The organism is Nocardiopsis gilva YIM 90087 (assembly GCF_002263495.1).
Lineage (GTDB): Bacteria > Actinomycetota > Actinomycetes > Streptosporangiales > Streptosporangiaceae > Nocardiopsis_C > Nocardiopsis_C gilva.
In genome coordinates this window covers 1,541,738-1,564,362 of sequence record NZ_CP022753.1, presented here as the reverse complement: position 1 = coordinate 1,564,362, position 22,625 = coordinate 1,541,738, and the positions used below count along the sequence as shown (strand labels likewise).

At 67.9% G+C, this 22,625-nt stretch carries 24 protein-coding genes; 9 read left to right on the top strand and 15 right to left on the bottom strand.

The window, feature by feature from the left end:
* Nucleotides 1-175: 175 nt before the first annotated feature.
* The 3 genes from CDO52_RS07335 to CDO52_RS28605 form a co-directional block, all read right to left on the bottom strand.
* Nucleotides 176-1,693, bottom strand: a complete 1,518-nt coding sequence (locus CDO52_RS07335; RefSeq protein WP_017620048.1) for an enoyl-CoA hydratase-related protein — start codon at nucleotides 1,691-1,693, stop codon at nucleotides 176-178.
* Nucleotides 1,694-2,112: 419 nt separating this feature from the next.
* Nucleotides 2,113-2,769, bottom strand: a complete 657-nt coding sequence (locus tag CDO52_RS07330; RefSeq protein WP_017620047.1) for a TetR/AcrR family transcriptional regulator — start codon at nucleotides 2,767-2,769, stop codon at nucleotides 2,113-2,115.
* A gap of 356 nt (nucleotides 2,770-3,125) precedes the next feature.
* Nucleotides 3,126-3,944 (bottom strand): hypothetical protein, encoded by an 819-nt coding sequence (locus CDO52_RS28605; protein ID WP_232524403.1) that lies wholly within the window; start codon nucleotides 3,942-3,944, stop codon nucleotides 3,126-3,128.
* A gap of 232 nt (nucleotides 3,945-4,176) precedes the next feature.
* On the opposite strand from CDO52_RS28605, the gene CDO52_RS07320 reads away from it, so the two are divergent.
* Nucleotides 4,177-4,698, top strand: coding sequence for a hypothetical protein (locus tag CDO52_RS07320; protein ID WP_033301052.1), 522 nt, complete (start codon nucleotides 4,177-4,179; stop codon nucleotides 4,696-4,698).
* 265 nt (nucleotides 4,699-4,963) lie between these two features.
* Entirely contained in the window at nucleotides 4,964-5,329 is a 366-nt protein-coding gene (locus CDO52_RS28085) for a hypothetical protein (protein WP_017620044.1), read from the top strand.
* Nucleotides 5,330-5,440: 111 nt separating this feature from the next.
* Here CDO52_RS28085 and CDO52_RS07310 read toward each other — a convergent pair whose 3' ends face one another.
* On the bottom strand, nucleotides 5,441-6,031 hold the full coding sequence (locus CDO52_RS07310; protein WP_083919981.1) for an SMI1/KNR4 family protein: 591 nt from the start codon (nucleotides 6,029-6,031) through the stop codon (nucleotides 5,441-5,443).
* 92 nt (nucleotides 6,032-6,123) lie between these two features.
* Here CDO52_RS07310 and CDO52_RS07300 point away from each other — a divergent pair, with 92 nt between their 5' ends.
* On the top strand, nucleotides 6,124-6,504 hold the full coding sequence (locus CDO52_RS07300; protein ID WP_017620042.1) for a hypothetical protein: 381 nt from the start codon (nucleotides 6,124-6,126) through the stop codon (nucleotides 6,502-6,504).
* A 41-nt stretch (nucleotides 6,505-6,545) separates the two neighbouring features.
* On the opposite strand, the gene CDO52_RS27320 is transcribed toward CDO52_RS07300, so the two are convergent.
* The 4 genes from CDO52_RS27320 to CDO52_RS07285 form a co-directional block, all read right to left on the bottom strand.
* Entirely contained in the window at nucleotides 6,546-6,722 is a 177-nt protein-coding gene (locus CDO52_RS27320) for a hypothetical protein (protein WP_157745479.1), read from the bottom strand.
* Between the two features lie 360 nt (nucleotides 6,723-7,082).
* Nucleotides 7,083-7,418, bottom strand: coding sequence for a histone-like nucleoid-structuring protein Lsr2 (locus CDO52_RS07295; protein WP_017620040.1), 336 nt, complete (start codon nucleotides 7,416-7,418; stop codon nucleotides 7,083-7,085).
* Nucleotides 7,419-7,908: 490 nt separating this feature from the next.
* Entirely contained in the window at nucleotides 7,909-8,274 is a 366-nt protein-coding gene (locus CDO52_RS07290) for a nuclear transport factor 2 family protein (RefSeq protein WP_198345835.1), read from the bottom strand.
* Nucleotides 8,275-9,181: 907 nt separating this feature from the next.
* Nucleotides 9,182-9,703 carry a PadR family transcriptional regulator gene (locus CDO52_RS07285; RefSeq protein ID WP_026126050.1) on the bottom strand — a complete coding sequence of 174 codons (522 nt, stop codon included), beginning with the start codon at nucleotides 9,701-9,703 and terminating at the stop codon, nucleotides 9,182-9,184.
* A gap of 152 nt (nucleotides 9,704-9,855) precedes the next feature.
* Between CDO52_RS07285 and CDO52_RS07280 the strand changes: the two genes are divergently transcribed.
* Nucleotides 9,856-10,521 carry a VC0807 family protein gene (locus tag CDO52_RS07280; RefSeq protein WP_094932277.1) on the top strand — a complete coding sequence of 222 codons (666 nt, stop codon included), beginning with the start codon at nucleotides 9,856-9,858 and terminating at the stop codon, nucleotides 10,519-10,521.
* 212 nt (nucleotides 10,522-10,733) lie between these two features.
* Here the strand turns inward: CDO52_RS07280 and CDO52_RS07275 are convergent, their stop codons facing one another.
* From CDO52_RS07275 to CDO52_RS07265, 3 genes are all read right to left on the bottom strand, one after another.
* Nucleotides 10,734-11,117 (bottom strand): RNHCP domain-containing protein, encoded by a 384-nt coding sequence (locus CDO52_RS07275; RefSeq protein WP_017620034.1) that lies wholly within the window; start codon nucleotides 11,115-11,117, stop codon nucleotides 10,734-10,736.
* Between the two features lie 414 nt (nucleotides 11,118-11,531).
* Nucleotides 11,532-11,966, bottom strand: coding sequence for a VOC family protein (locus tag CDO52_RS07270; protein ID WP_051060846.1), 435 nt, complete (start codon nucleotides 11,964-11,966; stop codon nucleotides 11,532-11,534).
* Nucleotides 11,967-12,436: 470 nt separating this feature from the next.
* Nucleotides 12,437-14,074, bottom strand: a complete 1,638-nt coding sequence (locus CDO52_RS07265; RefSeq protein WP_017620032.1) for an amidohydrolase — start codon at nucleotides 14,072-14,074, stop codon at nucleotides 12,437-12,439.
* 179 nt (nucleotides 14,075-14,253) lie between these two features.
* On the opposite strand from CDO52_RS07265, the gene CDO52_RS07260 reads away from it, so the two are divergent.
* Nucleotides 14,254-15,231, top strand: coding sequence for an Lrp/AsnC family transcriptional regulator (locus CDO52_RS07260; RefSeq protein WP_094932809.1), 978 nt, complete (start codon nucleotides 14,254-14,256; stop codon nucleotides 15,229-15,231).
* A 46-nt stretch (nucleotides 15,232-15,277) separates the two neighbouring features.
* On the opposite strand, the gene CDO52_RS07255 is transcribed toward CDO52_RS07260, so the two are convergent.
* Nucleotides 15,278-16,042, bottom strand: a complete 765-nt coding sequence (locus tag CDO52_RS07255; protein WP_026126049.1) for an SDR family oxidoreductase — start codon at nucleotides 16,040-16,042, stop codon at nucleotides 15,278-15,280.
* A 343-nt stretch (nucleotides 16,043-16,385) separates the two neighbouring features.
* Here CDO52_RS07255 and CDO52_RS07250 point away from each other — a divergent pair, with 343 nt between their 5' ends.
* Nucleotides 16,386-16,883, top strand: coding sequence for a hypothetical protein (locus CDO52_RS07250; protein ID WP_017620028.1), 498 nt, complete (start codon nucleotides 16,386-16,388; stop codon nucleotides 16,881-16,883).
* Nucleotides 16,884-17,100: 217 nt separating this feature from the next.
* Here the strand turns inward: CDO52_RS07250 and CDO52_RS07245 are convergent, their stop codons facing one another.
* Complete coding sequence (locus CDO52_RS07245) at nucleotides 17,101-17,463, bottom strand: GatB/YqeY domain-containing protein (protein ID WP_198345834.1); 363 nt, start codon at nucleotides 17,461-17,463, stop codon at nucleotides 17,101-17,103.
* Nucleotides 17,464-17,827: 364 nt separating this feature from the next.
* On the opposite strand from CDO52_RS07245, the gene CDO52_RS07240 reads away from it, so the two are divergent.
* The gene (locus tag CDO52_RS07240; protein ID WP_017620026.1) at nucleotides 17,828-18,205 is read left to right on the top strand and encodes a VOC family protein; all 378 of its coding nucleotides are present in this window, start codon (nucleotides 17,828-17,830) and stop codon (nucleotides 18,203-18,205) included.
* 81 nt (nucleotides 18,206-18,286) lie between these two features.
* Here CDO52_RS07240 and CDO52_RS28080 read toward each other — a convergent pair whose 3' ends face one another.
* Nucleotides 18,287-18,577, bottom strand: a complete 291-nt coding sequence (locus CDO52_RS28080; RefSeq protein WP_017620025.1) for a hypothetical protein — start codon at nucleotides 18,575-18,577, stop codon at nucleotides 18,287-18,289.
* Nucleotides 18,578-18,787: 210 nt separating this feature from the next.
* A complete protein-coding gene (locus CDO52_RS07230; RefSeq protein WP_094932276.1) occupies nucleotides 18,788-19,696 on the bottom strand; it encodes an aminoglycoside phosphotransferase family protein in 909 nt (302 codons plus the stop codon).
* A gap of 941 nt (nucleotides 19,697-20,637) precedes the next feature.
* Here CDO52_RS07230 and CDO52_RS07225 point away from each other — a divergent pair.
* Nucleotides 20,638-21,843 (top strand): sedoheptulose 7-phosphate cyclase, encoded by a 1,206-nt coding sequence (locus CDO52_RS07225; protein ID WP_033301016.1) that lies wholly within the window; start codon nucleotides 20,638-20,640, stop codon nucleotides 21,841-21,843.
* Nucleotides 21,843-22,619, top strand: coding sequence for an SDR family NAD(P)-dependent oxidoreductase (locus CDO52_RS07220; RefSeq protein ID WP_017620022.1), 777 nt, complete (start codon nucleotides 21,843-21,845; stop codon nucleotides 22,617-22,619). The genes CDO52_RS07225 and CDO52_RS07220 overlap by 1 nt, the downstream gene beginning before the upstream one ends.
* Nucleotides 22,620-22,625 lie beyond the last annotated feature (6 nt).

Below are 22,625 nucleotides of genomic sequence, written 5' to 3'. Positions count from 1 at the left end.
ACCAGGCCATATGCCAGGCATGCCAGTGCGGGGTAGGAGGTTTCCCCACCCTGAGTGGTGGCGTCGGAACGTGAAGAGTGGTGCCTGCACCCCTCCCACATCGCGCTACCCCCAGTGACCTAGGACGTCACCATCGGCACGGAGAGCAGCCAACCGCCGCGGCGGCGCGGGGTGGTCACTGGCCGCTCACCAGGACCACACCGATCACCGCCAGTTCGTCGGTTCGGTTGGACCAGGCATGGCCGGTTCTGTCCTGGACGACGACGTCTCCGGGCCCCAGCTCCACCTCGTCGTCGCCCAGCACGCAGACCACGGTGCCCGACAGGACGATGAAGTAGCCCGTGGTGGAGCCCGCACCCCCGAGCGCGTCGGCGTCGGCCGTGCCGCCGCCGATCGCGTTGTGCCCCAGGATGCGCAGGACGTCGCGCGTTCGCACGTCCTCCTCTCCCTGATCGCCGTCACCGCCCTGCCACACCCGGTCGGGCTGCACATAGAACATGCGGAAGATGCTGCCGCCCTGGGGCGGTCCCACCGCGTCGGCCGCGGCGGGCACACCGGGCTCCTGCGGGCCCGTGCACCAGAAGTCGTCGACCGCCCCGGGCTCGCCCGCCACCCGGGACGGGGAGGCCTCGGAGATGTCGAAGGAGCGGCCGTCGCCGCTACGGCCCGCGATGAGGAGGCGCGCCGGGGCGGGGATGGGCAGCGGGTCCATTCGCGCCTGCCGGCAGGTGGGGCAGGTGCCGCGCGATCGGTGGCCACGGAGGATCTCGGGAGCGGCGTCGGAAGCATCGGCGGCATCGTCGCCGCGGCGATCGGGTGCGGCGGGCCGATTCCGGATCCGAAACGTGGTGGTTTCGGCGAGGAGGGCCCCGAACTCCTTCTGCTCGATGGCGAGCGCGGCGTCGATCCCGGCCATGGCGGCGACGCGGTAGGCCGTGGAGATGAGCGTCGCCCGTGCGGAGGAGACGTCGGCGGACGCGACCGGACGGGTGTGGGCGGGGCCGGGCGGCATGCGGTGGCCGATGCGGTCCCAGGGTTGTACGGGCGCCGGGTGGGCCGCGATCCAGGCCTCGGCCTGCCGCAGCATGGCGTCGGTATCGGGAGCGAGCTCGTCGACGAGGCCGAGCGCGCGTGCCCGCCGCGGCGCGTAGACGGCGTCGTCGTTCAGGAGGTTGGCCAGTGCGGGCGCCGAGCCCCACCGGTGGACGGAGCGGGAGACACCACCGGCGAGGGGCAGGAGGCCCGCGTCGGCGTCGGGGAGCCCGACGCGGCATCCGTCGTCTTCGAGGAGGATGCGGTGGTGGCAGGCGAGCGCGAGTTCGAACCCGGCGCCCAGCGCGCTGCCGCCGATCGCCGCGACGACCGGGAAACCGAGCCGCTCCAGGCGGCGCAGGGTCGTGCGGAGGACGCCCAGGGTGGCGCTGCGGTCGTGGGGGTCATGGGCGAGGTGGTCCAGCGTGTCGGAGGCGGTGCCCAGCATGAACGTCGGCTTGGCCGAGGTGAGGAGGACGCCGGTGATGTCCTGCCTGTCGCGGTGGAGGTGCTCGGCCGCATCGGCGAGGGCGTCGACGAGGCCGTCGGTGAGGAGGTTGGCGGTGGTGCCGTGCTGGTCGAGGACGAGGGTGACGACCCCGGTGAAGTCGATGTGCCAGCGCAGCGGACAGGACGACGGCGAGGCGTACGGGGCCATCATCGGCGGATCCGGCCTACACCGTCCCGTGGCGGGGTGGGGTGTCCGCCGTGGCCCTCACCCGGGAACGGCCTGCGCACGGCCACGTCGGTGAGGAACGAGGGAACGGTTGCCGCGCCGCGCCACACAGCCGTCGCATCGGGCGCGTGGACGCGGCCTTCCCACGGCCGAATCGGCCGGGCCCCAGCCGCGGTCACCATCTCCCGGCCCCTGCCCCTACCCCGTGGGGCGTCGCCCAGACCCAGGTCATCAACTCCGGCGAATCACGTGAGGCCAGTGGCACGCGGTGGCCGGGGGGCTCCAAAACCATCATCACGTCCTTACCGAACAGGGGGAGGGAGGGAGAAAGGCCACCGGTCCCCGCCGCGACGCGGTCACGGGCGGCCTTCACCCTCCCCTGCCGTGGACCCGCGGGCCCGGGATCAGCATGCCTTGCCGAGGATCCGCAGAACAGCGATCTGCAGCAGCTCGCGTAGCTCAGAGCGGTCCTCGTCGGTGTGCGGGGCGGTCAGTACGTCGTGGCACCGCTTGAAGACCATGCCCAGGATCATCTGGACGAGCGGCCGGGCCGGACCCGCGTCCTTCGGCAGCAGGTCGGCGAACCGGGCCTCCTCGACCGCTTCGCACAGAGCGTCTTCCCAGGGGGCCATGTGCCCGGCCCACCACTCCGGCTCCGCGTTCTTCGCCTCGAAGGACGTCGCCATCGCCGCCCCGAGCAGCCCGCCGGACTCCTCCCAGAAGCCGATGATGTCGTCGAGGAGTCGCCCGATGTACTCCTCGAAGTTCTCCATCCGCCCGAACCGCAGGTCAACACGGGCCATGAGAGCGGCGAACCGCGCGTCCATGGCGTCGCGAAGGATCTCTGTCTTGGCATCACGGTCGCCGTAATAGGTGTAGACGCTGGAGTGGCTGATGCCAGCGCCAGCGGCGACCTCGGTGACCGAGATGTCGCGGAACGACTTGTGCCGGAGGAGGTCGTCCAGGCTCTGCTGCAGCTGAAGCTGGCGACGTACACGCCGAGCGGCACTGTCCTCGGCGCTCTGGCTGCGCCGGAGGCGCGGAGATTCAGGCGGGGTCATAGTGCAGAGCGTAGATGCTGCGATCACGGACCACGCCTCCTCTCCCGCCTGCAACCACGAATCGCACATGATCGACAAACTGTTTACTACAGACGATTCAGTGTTGACTATGCGGGGCGGGATACGCAAGACTCAGCCCCGGTCGGATGCGCACAGCACGCATCCGACCACACGACGCGCTGGAGGGGGAGCGGCATCCGGACCCGCTCTCCGTGGACGGCTGAGAGGAGTAGCCCCGGCGCCATCCCCCTCCTTCGCTCGCGGATGACCGGCGAGATCTCCGCGACCGGCACGATCCCGGAACTCAACCCCCAGGCACCTCGAGTAGTCACTCGCGCCCACGCGATGCTCACGGATCAGGATGTCGACAGTGTCCTCGTCCTCGGCATCGGCGGGATGGAAGCGTCTTTCCGCAGCCCGCTCCCGGCCGGTCGCGGTTCGCGATCTTCGAGGATGCAGCGCCTCACCTCGATGGCTGCCAGCCACCCAGCCACGCGAAAGGCGTGAGCCGTGGAGTCGAGCTCGTGCCAAACAGCATCGCGCAGCACCGCACGAGCGGCGAAGAGTGGCCGACCGCTTCCGTGTACTTCCAACGCTTCGCGGACACCATCACCGAACGCCGAGGCGAACTCGGCTGGCAAGGGCTCGCCAGGATGCCGGCACACGGCGGGAGCGTCGTTGACGAACGCGAAGTCCCCGGCGCCGTCATCCGGAAGCGGCATGAAGTCAGCCCACACGACAGCGCACTGGGGAGGACAGCTCACCCTGACGTGACGTACGTAGACGCCGGAAACATCGCGAGGCAACGCGGGCGGACGTCCGAGCACATCGCGTCCGACCGGTCGCGGATCCCGCTCCTCGGCCAGAGCCCACCGCACCTCGCCGACGACCCAGCAGGCGGCGTGCCCGAGAACGCGGTCGAGCTCGGCTACCGCGACGGAGTCGTCCTCCACCCCGGCCAGGTGCCACTCGGCGCGCCGCACCACCGCTCGCGCACGGAACACCGGCCGGCCTGTGCCTTCCTTCTCCCACTCGTCGTCGAGTTCCTGACCCAACGTCTGGATCGACGCCGGAGGCAGCACTCGCTCCGACTCAGCCAGCTCCACCGCAAACTCGAAGTCGTCGGCCACGTCGTCGGACAGCGGCTCGAAGTCGATTCCGAGCGTGATGTGCATCCAACCGTCACCGACCCGCGCGCTGTGGCGCACACGAGCTCCGGTGACCGAGCGAGGGAGGACAGGCGGACGTTGGTTCCGGTCAGTGCGCATGAAATCTCGCTCTCACTCACGGATCACGGCCGCTCGGCAGCCCCTGCCCTCAACCCGCCGCAGGTGCGATGATCGTAGCCGCCAACGGCCCTTACGCTTCCAAGTGGCAACCGGACAGAAACCAGGTGACGGAAACCGCATGGCTGAAAGAGGGGACGGAGCACTCCCTGTCCTCGGCGTGGATGTGGGCGGGGTGATCATCGACCGCGTGGCCGATGGCCAGGACACCTCGTTCTTCGGCGATCGACCGATGGAGACCCCGGCCGTGGACGGCGCCTTCGACGCCCTCGCGGAACTGGCGAGCAAGCCCTTCGCGGGGCGGGTGTACATCGTGTCCAAGGCCAAGCTCGAGACCGCCCACCGCACCCGGGATTGGCTGGCCAGACAGGACTTCGCCGACCGCACCGGCATCCCCGCGGCGCACCTGCACTTCGTCCCGGAACGCCCCGACAAGGCACCGGTGTGCGCACGGCTGGGGGTCACCCACTTCGTCGACGACCGGCTCGACGTACTGGAGCACCTCACCACCGTGCCCCACCGTTACCTGTTCACCGGCGGACTGGGCCACCACCGTCCCCCGGCCGAGATCCCGCCCTGGGCCATCCGCGCCGACACCTGGCCGGAGCTGGTCGAACTGATCCGCTCCAGCACCCCACCCTGACCGGCGGCCAGCTTTCCAACTCCCCCACCCCACCGCCGCGCGACGAGGACCCAGCCATGTCTACCCCGCTCCGCTCCTCCCCCACCATCCGCCGGATGCGCACACTGGCTCTGCTCGAGTGGCTCAACGCTCTCGTGCTCTTCCCTGCCATTGCCTGGCTGTGGCACATGCCCGCGTCCGCGGCCAACCTCACGGCGTTCGCGCTCCTCGCGCTGATCCTCATCGAGGGCGGCGCCTACTGGTGGATCAAGTACCGGCACCTGCGATGGGCCAGCACCTTCCCGCGAGCCTCGCGGCCTTCCGGCACCTGCGCACCGCCAACGTCGTCCTTCTCGCCGGGGGCGCCACAGTCATCGGCGCCGGATTCGCCGCCGGTGACCCATGGACGCACGTGTGGCCCGGCGCCGGGCTGTGGACGTTCGCGGTCCTGGAGCAGATCAACTACTTCCACATCCAGCTGTCGCACGACAACCGCGCGGACATCACACGCCTCCTCCGCACCCGCCGCCTCCCCCGCCCCCACCTGGCCCGCGATCTGGAACGGCTGAGCTCCAGCAAGGCGCCGGAACCTGCTCCCTCCCACGTCGGCGATGCCCGTGCGCCGTCAGAGACGGCCCGCAAGTCGTCATAGGCATTGCCGTCTGAAGCTCCAGTCCAGACGATGCGCTCTTCCGGGCGTACGGCGAGCACGCAACTTCTGCCTAGATGACATTCCAGAGGAATTGGGGGGCGGGGTGCAGACTCATGGCTCCCAGGTCAATCCCCCGTCCTCGTCCACTTGGGCCCGCCAGTCATTGCTGGCGATGCCCCGATCCATCGATGCGGCCGCATCGGCGAGCATCGCCCCCACGCTCTCCCACTCCGGGCCATGCAGGGCCGCATCCTCCCGCATCCATCTGGTCACGCATCCACTCATCGGCCCGGGGCGAAGGTCGCAGAAGAGGTACCAGCCGCCCCCGTCATAGGCGATTGGCAACCACGCCGCGTGCCAGTCCCAGGCAGGTGTTCCCGCGAGGTCCGCCGAATCCGTGCCATCACCCCCACAGATCCTCAGGAGCGAGTTCCTGCACTCCAAGGCGGCCTCAATGCTGAAGGGGGTGAACAGCGGCACCAACTCGACCAAGGGCGCACCTGTCATGCCGCAGCTACGTCGCCACCAGGCCGTCAGGTCAGCGGGAAGCGGCCGTCCTACGGCGGACTCCGCCTCGGCCAGCTCCGATTCCGCTGCTGGCGGCCCGAGCTGCGCCGCTGCCTCGGGCACATGGCGGCGGAGCCATGCCGCAATGCGGTCCCAGGAAGCGTCAACCCGCTGCGATTCGTGACTGGTCTCCATGCACGCATCGTGACAGGCCCCTATGACACTGTGAGCACCAGAGTTCTTGTACTTACGCCCCGACGTGCACCAGCACGGTTCGTTGCGACCGGGTGGCCACGCACGACGCGAGGGTCGTCCTCGGCCATCGTGTCGAGGAACGCCCGCTGAGTCGCCGGGCCGGCGATGTCGAGACCGTGCTTCGTCGCGTGCTCCTCAACCGCCTCGACATCATGCAGGAACAGCAGCACCCACGCGTCCGGTCGGCTCTCCACCCCATCCCGGCATCCGAGTGGGGCGAACCCGGGCGGGGTCACGTCGTCCGCGATGGGGCGAGGTACACCTCCAGCGTCGCGCGCAGCAGGAGGGCGCTCCGCCGTTGGCAACCCGCCGCCCGGCTGATCGCGCCCCACGGGTGGAACACGTCCCGTCCGGCCAACCACAGCAGCGACCATGGGGGCGTCGACCAGAACATGGGCTGTGCGGGTCTGTGAGAACTTCACGGGGGTCGTACTGGTAGTCGTGTGAAGCGGGATCAGCGTTGTGGTGTGGTGGCCCGGACGCCGCGGATCGTCAGTGTGAGCCAGATGGCCAGGACGACGATCAAGGTTCCGGTTGCCGCAATGGCGTAGTAGGGAAGATCGATGGTGGAGATGGACGCGGCCACCGTCGCGGTGACCGCACCGAACACCAGGTGTGTTGAGGGGCGCACGCCAAGCCTCGCTCTCTGCGTTCGACTGATTCCGGAAACTAACACCCAATCATGGGATGTTCAGCCCACTACAGCAAGGCCTGCATAGAACACGTAGGAAGCTCGGGAAGCTGTGACTCAGGGGCTACATCGCGACAACAGAGATCACGTTCGGCGTGGATGCGGCATGACCTCGTGCAACCAGACCTGCACCACGACGTCCATGAGCTGACGCCTGCGGGATAGGGCACCGAGATCAGCGCCCGTCCCGCGTCCTGGCGATCCGCCCCCGGCCGGTTCAGCCCCTCCCGTCCATCGCCCGCATGCGGTAACGGTCACCTCGCCATCGCTCAGTGACCGTTACCCCTGCTCTGTGCGCGTTCACCGCGCGGCTTTTTGGTAAGCCTCGCGAATCTCGGCCGGAATGCGGCCTCGTTCGCTGATGTCGTAGCCCTTCTTCTTGGCCCATGCGCGAATCTCGGCAGTGTCCTCGCTAGCTGCCGGGCGGGCCTTACGGGCCTTGCCGCGTCCACCGGCTCGGCTGCCGGCTTTGCGGCCGGCTTTGACGAACTCCGCCAGTGACTTCCGCAGTTTCTGCGCATTACGGTCGGACAGGTCGATCTGGTAGTTCTTGCCGTCGAGCGCGAACGACACCGTCTCGTCGGCTTCACCTCCGTCGATATCGTCGACCAGCAGGACCTGGACCTTTTGTGCCATGGAACTCCCCTCCCATTGAGGTCGCGGCTCCAGCGTCGTGGAGTCGCAGACGAATCAACCCGGCGCGCCAGCAGTCCGGTGTCCGCGGACGGCCTGGTGCGGGCGATCCCCTCCAGGCCGGTCAGGAACTTCACGGGTGTGGCGGTGCTCGACGGGCTCGGTACGCCGTCGAACTCGTTGTCGCGCTCCGATCGTGATGGTCTATCCCGGAGACGGATCTCGCTCGGCTATTGCGTCCAGCGTGAGCCGATACTCTGCGGTGCCCCCTCGCAGAATCGGGTTATTGCTTCTCCTGGTCTTATTACCATTCGCACCCGGTGGCTAACTAAATGTTTCTGCCTCTGGTCAGTCCCGGTCAATACCCCCGCATAGATCATGCAGGACCCTGCCGCGTCGGAAGGGACTCCCGCACGCGTCGGCGTGGTCCCGCCGACTTACCCCGAGCCTGCGCGGGGCGGTCACCTCCGCTCGCTCCGGTATCAGCGTTCGCTCAGCGGAAATCGTTCTCCTTGAGCTCGATCACCCAGGCGCGGCGTTCAGAGATCTTGCCGTCCCGCATGACGAACACCTCGGCCATCGACATCCGCATCACCTCACCCGTGTCGCGCCGCACCGAACCCGTGAGCTCCGCCATGACGACATCGCCCTGCTCGACCATGCGCACGACCTCAAGCTGGGGAGGGCCGACAAAGCCAGGCCCCTCGATCGCCGCGGCGTAGGCCTCCTTGCCCTTCAGACGAAAGGCACCGAAGACGGTCCACTCGATGTCATCGGTCAGGCAGGAGAGGATCTGCGCGTGGTCGTTCTTCCGAAAGCCGTCCAGGTAGGTCTCGACCGTCTGGATGTTCGTCGACATGCCATAGCCCTTCAGTAGGGGTGTGCAGGTGTCATTGCAGATCATCGGCAAATGTAGCGTTCGTCGGCCCGGAGCGGAGTCCGCAGCGCCGACGCAGCTCGCGTTCGTACCACGCCATCCGGTCGCGGCAGGCAAACTACCCCGGTCACGTGAGCAACTGTCCGCGGAGCACGCCGATGGCCATCGGTGGTGCTCGGCGTCGGCCGACAGACCTTCGCTATCACAGGATCACGTCAGAACTCACCGCTTCAAGCATCGCTCGCATTCCTATACGAGGCTGTGGAGGGAACCGACAAGGACGTGCGCTTAGGACCCCTCCGCGCATCCCTTCTTTGAGCAAGCCCAGAGTGCGTCATACATCAGCGCCTCGAAATAGATACGGCCACCCAAGCAACGACATACCGAGCCTTCTCGGAACTAACGTGTCGAGAAGGTCAGTGAAGGCGATAGAGCTGTGCCGAGGACGCGCAAACACGCGCCGAGATGAGCGAACGCTACGCTCCCGACGAATACCTTTCCGGAGATGACGCCACAGAGGGTCGTGTGGCCGTGGAGAAGGCCCTCAACGCATTGACCCCGTGGGCATTGTGGCATTCGCCGCCGTCTCCCGGTGGTCGGCACGTCCCTGCGTAGGACCCGCCCTCCCAGTAGTTATCGAGACTGGCCAGTGGGGCGGGGCCACTCGGCGCGTCGGTGAATCCGCCGATGTCATCGTCATCACTGCCTGGCATGCGCTCGGGGTCATCCTGGCAGCGATAGCGGCGATTCCCGTGGGACGCTCCTCCACTCAATCCGTCCGATGTCATGAGCGTGGAGGCGTCGTCGCACGGGTCCGGATTCGGGGTCTCGGGTGCGCGGCATCGCCACCGAGCCGAGGCACCCGGCGGCCGCCCGACCCGCCGCCGGGTCAGCCCATCCGCTCCAGCGCCCACCGCGCCCAATCGCGTCGGGCGCGGTGCATGCGCAGCCCGAACTCGGCGGCCATCCGACCGAACGGCGGACGCTCGCCAGCGGGCGTCTCGGCGTCGAGGTCGGCAGCGACCGCGGCCAGTTTGTCCGCCTCGTGCTCACTGTCGTCCGCGTACGAACGAAGCAGCCGCCGTGTGTCCTCCGGCTCCAGCGCCGAGAGCAGGAACAGGCGCAGCACATGCACGTTGCGCGCCCGGCCCTCCTCCAGCGGTGTGAACAGCCAACGGCGCAGCTCGGCGCGACCGGCCTCGGTGGCCGCGTAGGTGCGCCTCCCCCGGGCCCCCTCTTCGGCCACCTCGATCAACCCTTCGTCGGCCAACCGTGCCAGCTCGGGGTAGATGCGGGTGTGCGGGGCGTGCCAGGCGTACTCCCCCAGCTCGCCCTCGAACATCTTCTTCAGCTCGTAACCGCTCGACGGTTCGTAGGCCAGCATCCCGAGCAGCGCGTACCGCAGTGACATGACACCAAAGTACATGTACGAGATTGACATGTACAATCTGGACATGTCATGTTGACGCTCATGTTCGCCGCCTTCTCGGACCCCGCGTCCACCCGTGTGCTCGACACGACAGACCTCGCCCCTGCTACCCCTTCGACCCGGCGAGGCGACCGGTGAATCCGCGCGCCCTTGCCACCGGGCTGATGTGGGACGTCGGGTTGCCTGTCGCCGCCTTCTACGCCGCCCGCCTGCTCGGCTTCGACGCGTTCATCGCGCTGGCGGCCGGTGCGGTCGCGGCCGTGCTCCGTTTGCTCGCCGTCGCCGTCCGGCAGCGCCGGTTCGACGGTTTCTCCCTGCTCATGGCCGCGGTCTTCGTGGGCGCGCTGGCGCTCGGACTGATCACCGCGGACGCCCGGATGATGCTGGTGCGGGACTCGCTGGTCACCGCCACCGTCGCGGCTGGGTTCCTCGGCTCGTGCGCGGTCGGGCGACCGCTCGTCTACACGTTCGCCCGCCGCATGAACGCCGGCGACCCGCGACGGTTGGCCGAGTGGGACGCGCTGTGGGCGACGGACCCGGGGTTCCGCTCCACCTTCGTGCGGCTGACCCTGGTGTGGGGGTCGGGGCTGCTCGCCGAGGCGGTAGTCCGGCTGCCTCTGGTCTTCGCCCTTCCGGTCGACGTGATGGCCGGGCTGTCGACGGCCCTGACGGCGATCACGATCGCGCTGCTGGCGGTGTGGACCGTCCGCTATGTCCGACGCCGGAAGGCGACGACCGCCGCCGCAGCCGCCCCCGCGAGCGGCGAGCCCGAGCAGCAGCGCGCCGCGGCAGGCGCGTAGGAGAAGCTGACGGCCATCCACCGGCTCCCCAAGGCGTTGCCTGGACGTCGGTGGACGGCGGATCGCCGGGGGCCGGTTCGGCGCCGGAATCTCAATCACCATGGCGCAACCGCCGATCCCCCGGTCACGGCTGCCGGTCGTGCCCTATCGAACCGGCCGCCCGGGATCGGAATCGTTCCCGGGCGGCCATGGGCAAGATGGCGCGGGACCCGCTACAGCGCGGCGAGCCGCTCCAGGGGGAACGGCGGTGCCGCCAGGGGACGGGTGGCCATGCGCACCAGCATCAGCGGATTGTCGTCGCCCGCGGTGCGGTTCGCACCGAGTTCGTCGCAGGCGGTGCAGCGGTGGATGATCACCCATTCGCCGTCACCGCGCACCGAGATCGCGATCGGCTCCATCCGGGCGCCGCACTCGGCGGCGCGGTCGCCTGGGATGTCTCGGTCGACATGCCTGCTGTACAGACAGTTCGGGCAGTGGTTGCGATGCCGTGTTCCCGGCGCGCTCATCGGCACGTCGAGGCGGCAGTGCAGGCAGCGGAACGCGTCGGCGTTCCGCCCGGAGCGCGGTCGTGCGCGCTCGTCGCGTCGTCTGGACACGGAGTGGTGGCTCCTTGCGAGAGAAATCCGGCGGTGGTCGGAACCGAGCGCCGCATCCCGCCCTCGCGAAGGGCCCGTACCGGGGTGCCCTTCCCCGGCATCATCACCGGCTCAGGCGTTCGGGCCCTCCTGGAGGACGACGGCGCTCGAAGCCGGCCGGGGTGTACACCACCGCTTACCGCGCATAAGACAACACTCACTTCCGTGTCGGCGAACATGTATCCGGACCGCGCTGTGCGCGGACCGGCCCGCTGATTGAACCCGTTGGCGCGATATGACGCAACGAGTTTTTCGGCCAGGGGTGCCTACCCACCGCCGCCACGGCCTCTGATGCTGCTCGGCGTGTTAAGGGCGCTGCAACGGGAGGCGGTCAGGCACGGCGCTCCACGTTCGGCCGCCCTGCGTGCGAAGCTGCTACCACTGCCAGTTGGTGGCGGGGCTGATACAGAACGGCTGGCCGGACGGATCGAGCAGAACCGTCCAGTGCTCCCCGCCGGGCTGGTGGTCGGGCCTCGTGGCGCCCAGATCCAGCAAGCGCTTCTCCCCCGCCGCGACGTCATCGAACATCAGGTCCAGGTGGAACGGCAGCTCATCCTCGGGCCAGTTGGGTGCCCGGAAGTCACGGGCGGTGTAGAAGGTGTAGATGGTGGTGCCGTCGGTGACGATGAAGGCGACCGGCACACCGTTCTCGTCGGGGAACTCCTGGGTCACCTCCCACCCCAGGGCGGCGGCGTAGAACTCGGCGAGTGCTCTGCCGTCGTGGCCCCCGAAAGCGTACGAGGCGACCCGCGCGACCGGCGCCTTCGCGGACACGGCTTGGGTGTCGGTCCTATCCGTCGTACTTGCCATGTCGCTCACCACTCCTTTTTCTGCGTAACCCCGACGACGTAGCCGTCGGGGTCGTTGCAACTTCGGCAGAGCCTCAGCGAGGAGCGAGGAAGGACGCCCAGACCGAGGAGCAGGGACTGCCGCCCACCCTCATTTAGTACATTCGTACTGTATATATCGATCGCCCGAGACTCAAGAGCACAAGGAGCATCGATCACTCTCCTCCCCCGCACTGATCAGACACCGAGTCACAGACAGCCACACCCCAAAAACCTCAGCCCATGACGGCGTAGGCCCATTTGCCACTCCCGTCGAGCACCCAACCAGAAGGAAGAGGAGCCCTGCAATACTTTACTGTACGTTTGTACTGTAATGGCATTGAGTCTCGGCTGATGGCAGCCACGAGCGCGCTCTCAGATCTGAACGCCCTTCCTCCACCAGCCTCGGCGTACCGCGGCGAGGCCCGGCGCCCGTCAGCGACCCAGCGGCCTTCACGCTCTCCGGTACACGACCTCGCCACCGACGGCGGTGATCTCGGGTGCGAGGCGGAGCAGGTCGTCCGCGGGACAGGTGAAGGGGTCCGCCCGGTAAGCGACCATGTCGGCCGGTGCGCCGGGGACGAGGGTGCCGGTGGCCGCGTGGCCGAGCAACCGTGCCCCGGAGCTGGTGTAGAGGCGCAGTGCCTCGGCGCGGTCGATGGCGTGCTCCGGCCCGCGCACCCCTGTCGGGGTGTGCCGGGTGGTCATGCCGTGCACACAGCGCAGGGGGTCGAGCGGGCCGATGGGGTGGTCGGTGCCCGCGCTGATCCAGGCGCCGGAGTCGACCAGTTCCCGCAGTGGCCACAATGCGGCCGTCCGATCAGGGCCGAAAGAAGCGAGCAGAGCCGGGCCGAGCCCGTCCGACAGGGCATGCTGGACGGTTATATGTACACCCAGGTCGACCGCGTCGGCGATCTGGTCGCCGCCGATCAGGCCACCGTGTTCGATCACCAGCGCACCCGGGGGTATCGGACCGTGTTGCCCGACCACGTCGCGGATGGCGTCGAGCAGCACGGCGACAGCGCGGTCGCCGAAGGCGTGCGTACCGACGGGCCAGCCCCGCCGGACGCAGACAGCCAAGCACTGGGCGAGGTCGTCACGGTCCCACATCAGGTCCCCGTGGTAGCCGGGCCGGTCAGCGTAGGGACGTTCCAGCGCGGCCGCCTCGACGCCGCCGTCGAGGATGAACTTGAGGCCCCACAGGCGCAGTCGGCCCTGGCCGGCATCGGGCGTGATGCCCTGGGCTTCCAGAGCGTCGAGGTAGGCGCCCATCGATCCGGCGGCGAAGATGGACGCCGGAGTGGACAGGATCATGGCGTGGCTGCGGACCGACAGCCGCCCGTCGGCCTGGGCCCGCACATAGGTGTGCCATTCCTGCGGGGTGACGGCGGGATCGCGCACGCTGCCGATTCCGTGCGCCGCGTACTCGGTGGACGCGTGGGCCAGGCCCGTGGCTAGCGCCCCGGCGGGCAGCGCGGGCAGCGCCTTCTGGGCGAGTTCGAGGGCGGCGTCCTGGACCCGGCCGGTCGGGCGCCCTGCGGCGTCCCGGGCAATGTAGCCGCCCTGAACGTCGGGGGTGTCGGGGCCGATGCCCGCCAAGCGCAGCCCGGCGGAGTTGAGCACCCCGTTGTGGCCACCGCGCAGCACCAGGACGGGGTGGTCGGTGGTGGCCCGGTCCAGTTCCTCGGCGGTGGGCATCCGGCGTTCGGCCAGATGCAGTTCGTGCCAGTCGGCGCCGGTGATGATCCACTGGCCCGAAGGCGTGTGGGCCGCCCGCTCGCGGATCAGTTCGAGAAACCGGGGGATGTCCTGGGCCAGTGATACGGGCGCGCCCAGGCTGTTGCGTGCGGCCAGCATCAGATGGTTGTGGGTGTCGACGATGGCGGGGAGTACGACGAGCCCCGGGTCGTCGAGCACCGTCGTGCCCGGCCCGCTCCAGGTCTCCAGCAGATCCTGTGCATTCTCCGGCGCGGCCACGGCCACGATCTCCCCCCGGCGCACCGCCAGCGCGGTCACCGGTCGTTCCGCTGCGGCCATGGTGTGCACCGTGCCCGCGCGCACCACGAGATCGGCCGTCGCTTCCCTGTTCATCCGAGCCTCCGTTCCCTCTGGGATCGGCCCGCGGACTTCGCGTCACGCTCCCGTGACACGAGGCCCGCTTCCCGGGGCCGCGTACGTCACGGCAAGCCTCCGGCTCACCCGGATCACCCGCCAGAAACACCGGCTTTACTGCAGAAAACACGACAGATATGCCGCCTATGATGCTGATCATGCGCCACCGCTTGGACGACACCGATCGGCGGATCGTCGCGGCCCTGCTGGCCTCGCCCCGTGCTTCATGGCGGACCGTCTCCGACACGATCGGCGTCTCGGAGCGCACCGTCGTCCGCCGCGCGGGACCGCTGCTGCAGGACGGAACCGTGCGTGTCACCGCGGTACGCAACCCCGGCTGCTTCCCCGAGCTGATCCCGATGGCGCTGCGCATCCGCTGCCGCCCGCGGCGTATCCGCGCCGTCGCCGCGGTCCTGGCCGAACGCCCGGATACCGTCTGGGTCGACGTTCTGAGCGGCGGCGACGAGATCAGCACCGTCGTCTTCCTGGACGGGCCCGAAGCGCGCAACCGGCTGTTGCTGCGCGACCTGCCCGCCACGGAGGCCGTCGACTCCTGGACCTCCCACACCCTGCTGCGGGTCTTCCCCGCCGCCTTCGACTGGACCGGCGGCCTGCTGTCTCCGGCGGAAGCCGAGGTACTGCGCCGCGAGGTGGCGTCACCGCCCGGCGGGCTCGCGCTCGACGACACCGATCACGCGCTTATCCGGGGCCTGGCCGACAATGGGCGGGCCACCTACACCGAATTGGCCCGCCGCGCACGGACGGCCGCCCTCACCGCACGCCGACGCACCGACCTGCTGGCCGACCGCGTGGTGCGGTTGGCAACCGAGGTGGACCTCGCCCTCCTCGGCATCCATGCCGAGGCACTGCTGTGGATGACCGTGGCACCCGGTGGGCTGGACGCGACCGCACACGCCCTCAGCAGGCACCCGCAGATCCACTTCACCGCCGCCACCACCGGACCCGCCAACCTCATGGCCGCCGCGGCCGCAGCCGATCTCGACGCGCTCTACTCGCTGTTGACCGACACGATCGGCGGACTGCGACACGTCACGGGCATCGAGACCACCCCGATCCTGGCGACCTTCAAGCGCGCCGGACTGCCCCGCCCCAACGCCGACCGGGCAGCACACTGAGTCCGTCGCACCACCGACGCGCCCCTGTTCGGAGCCAGGCCCCGGTTTACGACTCGGTGCGGTGGATCCGCATCGGGCCGAAGGCCTGGGAAACCGGCATCAGCTCGACGGCGTTCACGTTGACGTGCGGCGGCTGCGACACGACCCAGTGCACCGTCTCGGCGATGTCCTCCGGGGTCAGTGGTTCGGTGTTCGTGTAGGGCGCCGCGGCGCGCTCACTGTCGCCGCCGAAGCGGACACTGGAGAACTCGGTGCCCCCGACCAGGCCGGGCTCCACGCAGGTCACCCGCACGCCGGTACCGAGCAGGTCGGCCCGCAGGTTCCGGCTGAACTGCTGCACAAACGCCTTGGTCGCGCCGTAGACATTGCCGCCGGGATAGGGGTAGCTCCCCGCGATCGACCCCATGTTGACGACGTGCCCACGGCCGCGCTCCACCATCCCCGGCAACAGGGCGCGCGTGCAGTGCATCAGCCCGGCGCAATTGGTATCGAGCATCCGCTGCCAGTCATTGGGATCAGCCTCATGCGCGGGCTCCAGCCCCAGCGCCAGACCAGCGTTGTTCACCAGCACATCCACGTCGGCGAAGTCAGGCGGCAGGTCAGTCACGACCCGCTCGATGGCCGCCCGGTCGCGCACGTCCAGCGCCACCGGCAGGACGACGTCGTCGCCCAGCTCCTTGCGCAGGTCGTCCAACCGTTCGGCACGCCGCGCGGTGGCCACGATACGGGCGCCCTCGGCGGCGAAACGACGCGCGATCGCCGCGCCGAAACCCGCGCTGGCACCGGTGATGAAGATCGTTCGCTGCTCCATGACCACGAGCTTAGGACTCAGGTCCCCGAGAGCACTGACCTGGGGGCTGGCAACACGCCGTGGACACCCAACGCCGCCTCGACGTTGATGGCGCGGGCGCTGGGTGGAATCGCGGCCGATGAAGTCGCGGCCCTGTTCGTGGAGACGAGCACAGTCCGTTCCCGACGTCGCCCGGAAACAGCCGTACAATCACCGTTTGCCTTGTATGCCGGGAAAGGAATTGATGATCCACAACCCAGTCCGTCCCCTCCGGTCAGCGTCCTACGGAGTATTCGCTCTCGGAACCGTTCTCGCCCTGGGTGCGTGTTCGGGTCCGAACCTCGATGAACTGCGAGCCGGTCCTGTGCCGGAGGACTCTCCCGAACTCGACAAGAGCGGGCTGCCTCCCGAACCGACGAAGGACGCTCCCGTCAGCGAGCGGGTCGAGTGGTCCCTCATCGAGACGACCAGCGTCTATGCACGCTGGTACGGGGACGGTGTAGAAGCTGACTGCCCGGAGGTCAGCGGGTCCGGCGGGTTCGGCTCATCAGAGGACATCACCTGCACTGTCACCGTGGACGGGATCAGCGCCAAGTGGGACGTCTCCATCGGCTCGATCATGTCGGAGATGGAGCCAGTCGACGGACGCCACGTCGTCCGCAGTGCGGTCGAGGATGTCGCCCGCTACAAGACCAAGAGCGAGCATGTCCGCTGCGAGATGGACGAAGTCCAGCTCGTGTCACCGGATGATGAGCCGATCACCTGTGTCTGGGCGAACGAGGACGACCACGGTCGGCTCGTCATGAGGCTCGACAACATGCAGTTCTCCGACAAGAGCTTCTGGCTGACCTCGGCCGATTAGGCGTCGGCGCGCAGCACCTGGCGGCGGCCGCCCGGTCTCGACACCTGCGCGGCCCCCGCCAAGCCGGATGGCCGATCAGGCGGTGACGACGATGCGGAGGGCGCCGACGACGCGTTTCCGATCATCACCGGGGCGCCACCAGTGTCATCGAGTGCCTCTGGCGGTGGGTCAAACTCCTTGCATCGACCCCGATACGGCGCGACGCTCTTACCGAGTCCTACACGCCGCCAGCACCGTCGAGGAACCGAAGCAGCACGGCGGCCTCCGCACGGAGCTGCGCGGCGCGATCAGCGTGCATGGGCGCGGTCAACTGCATTGCAGCCTCTAGCCGTTCGGCGGCCTCGGCTTGCACGATGTCCGCAACGGTGCGCTCGCTCAGTTCCCGCCGCGCTGCCTCGGAAACGCCGACGCCGACCGGCGACTGCTCGATGGCCGATCCGCGCAGCTCGGCTTCATCCGCAGGCACCGCCTCGGCATTGTCCAGCGCGGCGAGCGTTGCGCGCAGGACTCTCACTGCGACCCTGTCCCGGGCGCGCATCGCTTCGGGCAGGGCTTCACGCATACGAACTCGCAAGGACATGCCGGTGACCTTATGGCCGTGCCCCTGGACGCACAACGGAATATCCCTCCATCACCAGGAGTCCCGCCCACGGGAACGCCCAGCCGCACCAGCCCAAAGGACGCGAAGGGTATCTTCCGACGTGTCACAGCGGCCAGAAAAAGCCAGTGGGGCCGTGATCGTAACCAACCATGGGCCAGGTGCGCCTTCGATACTGGGCGACCTACGGCCCTTGCCTGACGGCCCGGCCAGGCGAGGGCCTGAAATCACCTCGCCCCTGCTCGCCTCGCCCGGTACGGTCGCGAAAGTGTTCTCACTACAGGGAGCACATGAGATCCGCGCGCGGCCACCCCGGCAGTTCCCACGCTGAGAGTAGGTTTCGTCAATGGCATGCCGTATCAGTGAGCTGGTGCTCGATTGCCACGACCCCGAGGTGCTGGCGCGGTTCTGGTGCGAGGTCCTGGACTTCATGGTGCTCGATCGCGACGAGGGCGATATCGAGATAGGGCCGCGCGAAGGGTTCGGCGGCCCGCAGCCGACGATCATCCTCAGCCGCGACGACGAGCCGAAGAACGGGAAACTCCGGCTGCACATCGACGTCAACGCCACCGACCGTGATCAGGACGCCGAGCTCGAACGCCTCCTGGCCGCCGGGGCCGAACTCGTCGACATCGGTCAGACCGGGGAAGAGCCCTGGCACGTCCTCGCCGATCCCGAAGGCAACGAGTTCTGCCTGCTCAAGGCCCGCCTCGACCCACTCTGACGGCCCTCGTCGGCAACGAGGGCCGCGCCCGGGTGGAGGGTGTATAGGCGACGTGTCCGGCCTCCAGTAGCAAGAGAAGCGCTATCCGATCCAGGCGATCGCGAACACGTGGACCATCTCGGCATCGTCATCGCCCCGGAACGACAGCAGCCCCCTGCCACCACCGAACGTCGTCTCCCGGAGGGTCGGGTCGTCGCCCGGCGCTGCGATGTCGGCGTCCCACGGTGTGTCGGCTAGGTCGTGTTTCAAAGCGGGTGACAGCCATTCGTTGATCGCGGCGATGTGGATGGTGGCCTGGTATCGGACGGCGAGCTTGTCGATTCTGGTCGCGGCCGCCCGGTGACGTTTGAGCCGGTTGATACCGCGCTCCACGGCATGGCGGCCACGGTCGTCACCAGGGTCGCGAAAGCGGGCGGACGCCCGCTACGGCCACCGGATGCCATCGATCAGCTGCCGCTTGGTCCCCTTCGAGGGTCAACCCAGCCGTCGGGGCGCATCATCATCCGCAGACCCAGCGAGGGGAGGCATGCCGGTGGGCGGGCGGAGGGACCGGCCAAGCCCGTAGAGAGATCCGGGCACGCGCTAGCCGAAGCGGTCATGGTCGGCGAGAACCTCGTCGACGACCCGCCGGTTGATGTCGGCCTCATCCTGGTCGGTGTCGATGGTTCCGGCCAGAAGCAGAAGCGCCTTCCACAGCGCCCAGCCTCGGGCACGCGCCCAGGTGCCCTCGTCGTGGCCCACCGCCTCGCGGAACGCGTGACGGCTGTCGCCGGAGAACATCGTCCACGCGATCACCAGATCGCAGGCCGGGTCGCCGACGCCTGAGGTGCCGAAATCGATGACGGCCGTCAGTTTCCCGTCCGCGACCAACAGATTCCCCGGGGCCATGTCGCCGTGAAACCACACGGGCTCACCGGACCACATGGCGGCCAGGGCGGTCTCCCAGACGGCGGCGGCCCGATCCGTGTCGACACGCCCGTCCAGCACGGCCAGGTAGCGGCGCGTCCCCTCGTCGTAGTGGGCTGGCGAAGCCCCGCGGTACCAACTGTGCTCACCGGCGAGTGGCCCACCGGTGGCGTCACACCGCTGCAGGGCATGGATGAACTCGGCCACCGCCACCGCGAACCGCGGCATGTCGTCGATGCGTCCCCGATCAGCCGTCTCGCCGTGCAGCCAGCCGCGCACGGACCAGGGGAAGGGGTATCCCTCTCCTGGCTCGCCCTTGGCGAGAATCGGCGGCACAGCGACCGGCAGCGCCGGGGCGAGCCGCGGCAGCCAGTCATGCTCCTTGTCCACGGCAGGGGCATAGCCTGCGGCCGTGGGCAGGCGCACCGTCATGTCGTCACCCAGGCGGTAGGTCCGATTGTCCAAACCGTCGACCTCCACCGGCCGCACCGGTAGGTTCTTCCATCGCGGGAACTGCGCGGCGATCAGACGCCTCACCAGAGCGACGTCGATTCCGGCACGGCCGTCCACGGGCGTCGAAACCATGCCGGGATTATCGCCTCCAGGGGGCGTTCCGCCCAACGAATTATCGGCAGGCACCGATGACGGTCCGCCCAGCCCTCAAGCCCAGGGCAGCGCCAACGTTCCGGCTGCTCAACCGGTCCTCCTCGACCAGCGGTCGGAGCTGCCGTAGGACCCCGGGCAGGCCCTGCCGCACTAGAGCTCCCGAGGTCGCACAGAACAGGCGCCCATCACTCGGCGTCGGGCCACTGGCCGAACAAAATGACTCCCTTCCGCGGTGCTGCATGCCCCGAAAAGCTCCTTTCGGACCGAGGCCCCTTCGGATGGTCTCGATGACGTCCAACTCTCCCCGCGAGCACAGGCTCCAGCAGCGCGTCAGGTGAAGCTTGTGCAAGATCCAGGTGAACGACGATGTGACGCAAATCACCAGAAATTCGATGAATCGCAAACAGCCATGCAGTGACCTGGAGTAACAACCGATGATCCGCAGTCCAGATGTAAATTGGATATTTCCAATACGGGCAAAACGGTCAAATGCCCCACCTGATCATCATTGACGGTTAGCGGATGAAATGAGTACCGTCACTACCCAGAGGCGGACAAACATGTCAAAAATCAGAACGCATCTCAGTTTCCGCGGACAGCGATGTCCGCGACGTGGAGAGCGTTTCCTCGGGGGAGGTCCATACTTGTTTAAGTGTGCAACCAAAGCGGCCGCTTCACCTACATCAGTGCGGTTGGCTACCGCCTCGCCAACGCCCTGAAAACCCCGCCTCGCGGAAGATAAACCAGGCCACACTCATACGATCTCCGCGGTGATCCGGGGTCAATTCACCTTTCGGCTTTGCGCCGGCGATTCGAAGTCCTGATCAGGTATATGGTCCTGCGCGAAGTGACCACGCAATGCCCAGGGCAGCGTCGAGCGCCGTGTTGCCATGCGTCACATTCTTCACAAAGGAGAGTTTGTGTACCCTTCTCCCCGTACCCAGGGATGGCGAGTCAAAGCTCAACTCGACGTCGAATACGAGGTCATTGAAACTCCAGGGTTGCTCGATCCCGATAACCCTGAGCTCCTCGCCGTCCCGGGCGGCGGGAGCACCACGGATACACGGCTCATCATCCTCGATCACGCCGTCGACGAACTATACGGGACCAGGATCCGTTCGTACTTCGCCGAGAACTCCGCGACGGTCGAGTACCTGACGCTTCCCGGATCCGAGGAGTACAAGTCCATTGATCGCGCCCTTGAAGTGGTCAACAAGCTCAACGAAGTCGGCACGAACCGTCTGAGCAATCCGCCCATCGTTATCGGCGGCGGAGTCGTGGCCGATGTCGTGGGGGTCGCCGCGAGTCTCTACCGGCGCGGGATTCCGTTCATACGCGTACCGACAACCCTGCTCTCCCAAGTGGACGTCAGTGTGGCGGCCAAGTCCGGCGTCAATTATGGCGGCTACCGCAACCGCCTCGGCTCCTACACTCCACCTCCACGCACCCTGATCGACCGTGAATTTCTCGCTACCGTTCCCGACCGGCAGCTCCGCAATGGAATGGGCGAGATCTTCAAGATGGCGCTGATCAAGGATCAGCGTCTGTTCGAGCTGCTGGAGGAGCACGGCGCGGAACTCATTCAGCACCGCTTCCAGGATCCAACGCCCGGATACGACGGGTTGACGGGAACGATCGCCGACGAGGTGATCGGCCGGTCCATCGCAGGAATGGCCGAGGAACTCGAACCGAACCTGTGGGAGAAGAACCTCCAGCGCTCCGTTGACTACGGGCATTCGTTCTCACCGCTTGTGGAAATGCGGGCGTCCCCGGAACTCCTGCACGGCGAAGCGGTGGCCATGGACTGTGTGTTCTCCGCCATCATTGCCGCTCACCGCGGCTTGATCAGTGGCGCTGACCTCGACCGCATCATCGCCGTGGCGCGGCGGCTCGGGCTGGAGCCTTCGCATCCGCTCTTCAGTGATGTGGCGCTCGTATCCGAAGCCTTGGCGGACACGATCCGTCACCGGAACGGTCAGCAGAACCTGCCGATCCTCACCGGGATCGGTGCGGTGTGCTTCCTCAACGATGTCACCGAGGGCGAGATCGCCCAGGCGTGCGACGGGATGGGACGCCTGCTGGCATCGCACGCCGACGACCACGCGCAGTCTGTCGGGGCCAGCTGATGAGCCGCGAAGCCGATGCCCCACACCCCCACCGGGGGCAGGTCGTGGTCGTCACCGGCGGCAGCGCGGGCATCGGCCGCGCGTCCGCCGTCGCGTTCTCCGAAGCGGGAATGCGCGTCGTCATCGCGGCGCGGAATGAGGAACGCGGAACCGAGGTCGTGCAGGAGATCCGCGCTCAGGGAGGCGAAGCGCTATTCGCGCAGTGCGACGTCACCAGTCCCCACCAGGTACGCGAGCTGTTCACCCGTTCCGTCGACGTGTTCGGTCGCGTGGACTGCGCCTTCAACAACGCAGGAATCCCGGGAGACGGGCGGCTCGCCGAACTGGAACCGGAGGACTTCGACCATACCTTCGCGGTCAACACGCGGGGACTGTGGCTCTGTCTGAGAGAAGAACTGCGACTGATGTCAGCCCAAGGGAGCGGCAGCGTCGTCAACAACACCTCGGTGCACGGGCTACGCACGGTCTTCCCCGGAATCGGCGCCTACGTGGCCTCCAAACACGCGGCGGTCGCCCTGACCCGCATGGCGGCCCTGGAGCACGCCCAGGAAGGGATACGCGTCAACGCGGTGGCCCCGGGTCCGATCGAGTCCGACATGCTGGCCGCCTCGGAAGCGGCGGTGGGCGGGGCGACCACGTGGCGGCGGCTGATCCCCTCCGGTGCGATCGGTACTCCCCGTCAGGTCGCCGACGTGGCTCTGTGGCTGTTCTCCCCGTCCTCGTCGTACGTCAACGGGCAAGTCATCGGAGTCGACGGCGGGTTCCTCGCCACCTGACGCCCA

Bases quoted from the DNA above. Each gene is read 5' to 3' on its own strand.
- CDO52_RS07270 (WP_051060846.1), bottom strand. From the start codon at position 11,966: ATGGCAAGTACGACGGATAGGACCGACACCCAAGCCGTGTCCGCGAAG.
- CDO52_RS07295 (WP_017620040.1), bottom strand. From the start codon at position 7,418: ATGGCACAAAAGGTCCAGGTCCTGCTGGTCGACGATATCGACGGAGGT.
- CDO52_RS07330 (WP_017620047.1), bottom strand. From the start codon at position 2,769: ATGACCCCGCCTGAATCTCCGCGCCTCCGGCGCAGCCAGAGCGCCGAG.
- CDO52_RS07320 (WP_033301052.1), top strand. From the start codon at position 4,177: ATGGCTGAAAGAGGGGACGGAGCACTCCCTGTCCTCGGCGTGGATGTG.
- CDO52_RS07285 (WP_026126050.1), bottom strand. From the start codon at position 9,703: ATGTCACTGCGGTACGCGCTGCTCGGGATGCTGGCCTACGAACCGTCG.
- CDO52_RS07265 (WP_017620032.1), bottom strand. From the start codon at position 14,074: ATGAACAGGGAAGCGACGGCCGATCTCGTGGTGCGCGCGGGCACGGTG.
- CDO52_RS07245 (WP_198345834.1), bottom strand. From the start codon at position 17,463: ATGTCCTTGCGAGTTCGTATGCGTGAAGCCCTGCCCGAAGCGATGCGC.
- CDO52_RS28085 (WP_017620044.1), top strand. From the start codon at position 4,964: ATGGGCCAGCACCTTCCCGCGAGCCTCGCGGCCTTCCGGCACCTGCGC.
- CDO52_RS07290 (WP_198345835.1), bottom strand. From the start codon at position 8,274: ATGTCGACGAACATCCAGACGGTCGAGACCTACCTGGACGGCTTTCGG.
- CDO52_RS07220 (WP_017620022.1), top strand. From the start codon at position 21,843: ATGAGCCGCGAAGCCGATGCCCCACACCCCCACCGGGGGCAGGTCGTG.
- CDO52_RS28605 (WP_232524403.1), bottom strand. From the start codon at position 3,944: ATGCACATCACGCTCGGAATCGACTTCGAGCCGCTGTCCGACGACGTG.
- CDO52_RS07260 (WP_094932809.1), top strand. From the start codon at position 14,254: ATGCGCCACCGCTTGGACGACACCGATCGGCGGATCGTCGCGGCCCTG.
- CDO52_RS07335 (WP_017620048.1), bottom strand. From the start codon at position 1,693: ATGATGGCCCCGTACGCCTCGCCGTCGTCCTGTCCGCTGCGCTGGCAC.
- CDO52_RS07240 (WP_017620026.1), top strand. From the start codon at position 17,828: ATGGCATGCCGTATCAGTGAGCTGGTGCTCGATTGCCACGACCCCGAG.
- CDO52_RS07310 (WP_083919981.1), bottom strand. From the start codon at position 6,031: ATGGAGACCAGTCACGAATCGCAGCGGGTTGACGCTTCCTGGGACCGC.
- CDO52_RS07230 (WP_094932276.1), bottom strand. From the start codon at position 19,696: ATGGTTTCGACGCCCGTGGACGGCCGTGCCGGAATCGACGTCGCTCTG.
- CDO52_RS07255 (WP_026126049.1), bottom strand. From the start codon at position 16,042: ATGGAGCAGCGAACGATCTTCATCACCGGTGCCAGCGCGGGTTTCGGC.